The organism is Mycoplasma sp. 5912 (genome assembly GCF_054353835.1).
Genome location: NZ_JBTHHI010000019.1, coordinates 1 through 3,544, shown reverse-complemented (window position 1 = coordinate 3,544; position 3,544 = coordinate 1). Strand labels below are relative to the sequence as shown.

The 3,544-nt window shown below is 26.0% G+C and carries 1 protein-coding gene; it reads left to right on the top strand.

Going from position 1 to position 3,544, the window contains the following annotated elements:
* The first annotated feature begins 111 nt into the window (after window positions 1–111).
* A complete protein-coding gene (locus tag ACXYRP_RS04145) occupies window positions 112–3,531 on the top strand; it encodes a DEAD/DEAH box helicase family protein (protein ID WP_458615281.1) in 3,420 nt (1,139 codons plus the stop codon).
* Window positions 3,532–3,544: the final 13 nt, after the last annotated feature.

Below are 3,544 nucleotides of genomic sequence, written 5' to 3'. Positions count from 1 at the left end.
AAAAATCTCTCATCTTTTCACTTCCTTAGACTCCATCCTTTCACTTCATCAGCGTCAGTTACAAATAATTAAAAACATTAAGAAAAAATTATTAGAAAGGATGTTTATATAATGGAAAAATTTAATAATGAACTTGAATTTGAAAAATCTTTAATACAAAAACTTAAGAACTACGGATGAAATAATAAAAAAATCCAAAACTCAAATATCAAGGATACTCTTGAAAATATTTCAACTAAAGATTTAGAAGAAAACTGAAGAAATATTTTATTTGAAATAAATAAAGCCACTCTTAAAAATGTTCCTTTAGATAATGATGAATTCGATGAATTAAAAAACATTATCTTTAAATCAAGTTATAAAATCAAAGACTTTTTTGCTTTTTTACAAGGTGAAACAGTATCAATAAAAAGAACCAATCCAGAACTTTCAGAAGAAGATAAAGTACAATCAGTTAACCTTAAAATATTCAGTAATAAAGAAATAAGAGGTGGAGATACTATCTATCAAACTGCTAGACAAATTAATATCGAAGGTGTTAGAAAAAGAATTGATGTTTTATTATTAATAAACGGATTACCTTTATTTTGTCTTGAATTGAAGCAAATTGCATCAGGAATTCAAGATGCTAAACATCAACTTATTAATTACGGAAAAGCAGGAGTATTTAATACAGGTGTATTAAATTTTGTACAAGTTATTGTTGCAATGACTGAAAATAATATGGAGTATGCAGCAAGAGTTGATGATTTTTATGAATTCGATATTAATTCATTTAGATATTGAAAAAATCATAACAACCAAATTGTTCATCAACTAGATGAAATAATTAGTTTGTTCTTTAAAATACCAGAAGCACATAATCTTATTTCAAATGGAACAATTATTAAAGATAACAAGTTGTTTATAACTCGTAATTACCAATTTTATGCTATTCGTTCTATTTTGGACCAAATTGAAAAAATTAAGTCAACAAAAGATAATAAATGTGGATTTATTTGACATACAACCGGATCAGGAAAAACTTTAACCAGTTTTCAAACAGCAAACGTGTTATTGAAGCGAAAAATTGTTTCAACTGTTATTTTTGTAGTTGATCGGATCGATTTAAACCAACAAAGTTTCAATGAATTTTCTAATTTTTCTAAAAGTAGTGAAGATAAAATAAAAGTAGAAAATACATCTAAGATTTCACACTTAGAAAAAGAGCTTAAGAAGATTTCACAAAAAAGTAATATGTTCGCTACTATTATTATTACATCAATTCAAAAACTCTCAAAAATTACAAAAAACTATTTTTCAGATAAAGATAAAATTGCTTTAATCTTCGATGAAGCACATCGCAGTGTTTATGGAGAAATGATTGCAAAAATACAAGAAGTATTTACCAATGGAATCTTTATCGGTTTTACTGGAACACCGATTCAAGATGTAAATCAAAAAAATGATTTAACAACTGAACAGGTTTTTGGTAAACAACTACATCAATATACCATCAAAGATGGATTAGAAGATGGAAATGTATTAAGATTTTACAATCACTATATCGATTTTAAACAAAAATACTTACCTATGTTTTTTTATAACTGTGTTGTAGCTAATAAAAATAATCCAAATAAAAAATTCTCTGCTAATGAAATAGAATTATTAATTGAAAATAAAGAAATATCTGCAAAGGATGTGAAGATTTGAAATTTAATCAAACATAAAGGTAATCTGCAAAATAAAGATGATACCCTAACAATTGAAGAATGATTAAAAGATAAAGGTTACTATGATAACAAATATTTTAAAATGTTAGTTGCTCATGATATACTAAAAAATTGAAACAGTACTAGTGGTAATCGTAAATACTCTGCTATTTTAGCTACCAAAAGCATTAAGGATGCTATTGAGTATTTTAAAATTTTTCAAAAACTCAAGAAAAAATATGATAACTATGTTGAGAAATTTAAGGTAACGGCTCTTTTTGATCCCAATCTTGACTCCTCTGAACAAGTATATGGACAAAATAATAACGAAATAATTAAAAAGTTCGCTATCAAATTTATCCAGGAACCTAAAAACTATATATATGAATTTAAAGAACTTATCAATGCCGTTGCTAAAACAAAATATACAGATAAAGAATTAGAAAAGATGAATGATGAGTTAAATTCACAATACCAAGAAAACAATTGAAATGATCCTAATGATATTACATACTATATTAAAAACAAACTCAACTTTAATTCCGACAAAGAAAAAGCTTTGAATGAAATTTATCAAAAGTTTGAACAAGATTATAAAAATAACAATCTTGTTCAAACCAGCAATTTAAAAGATAATTTTAAAATAGTTGTTTCTGATATTTTCAAAAAAAGAGATCCGAATAAAAAGGTGGTTTTGGATTTATTAATTGTAGTAAACCAAATGCTTACTGGTTATGATTCAAAATACATTAATACTGTTTTCTTTGATAAAATCCAAGAAAACGAACAACTTATTCAATCTATGTCGCGGACAAACCGTTTAGATAATAATGATAAACCATTTGGTTCTATATACTTCTACCGTCAACCTGAAATAATGAAAATTAATTTAGAAAATGCTCTTAAAATATATTCAGGTGTAAAAGAAGAAGATATAAGTTATGATAAAGAGGATGTTTTATTAGAAGCAGTTAAAAAAGATTATGCACATATTTTTGGTATTTTTTCACAATGAAATGAACCTACCTTTGCACAAGTTCCGTTTTTTGATTTAAAAAATCCTGATGAAACTTTAAGAACTCAATTAAGAAGTTTTATCAAACATTATGCACAAATGCGAAAAAACATTACTGCATTATCAATTTTAAGAGTCGATGTTTATGATAAGCTAAATGGTATAATCAATAAAAATAATATCGATAAATTATCATTGAGATTTAAAGAAATTGATCGTAGTGTGCTAAAAAGCACATCAATAAACAAAAATGAACCAGAAGATTTAACATTAAACGAATCCGATATAGAATGAGCATCAAATGCTAATGTATATGAGCAAATTATAGATTGAAAGTATTTTGATAAATACTTCCTTAATCATAATTACAAAAAACAAAATGAATATGATAAATATCTAAAAAACGATGAATACAAATTTAACGAAACACTGGCATATCTTGATCCAGAAACAAAAGGGATAATCTTAAAAATTAAAAACATGTTTGATAGTGGACTTCTTAATACAGAGATAATTAAACTGCAAGGAACAGAAGGTCTTGCTAATTCAATTAAAAGCAAAGAAATTAGAGACAAAAAACAAGCATTCAAGGATACTTATCATATATCAAAAGATAATAAAATTGAACGCATCTTTGATGAATTATGAGATCTAGAAGAATCTAGATGAAGCGAAAATGGTAGATTGGGTAAAATCTACGAACATATCAAAAAAATAGACTCTCCAGAATTTGAAAAATATATAAAAAACAAGCAAGGAAACTTTAGGGCATACAATATACAAGCACAGTTCCGTGAAGATTTAAAGAACAAGAAAATTGGTTAAAACACCCGAGAGG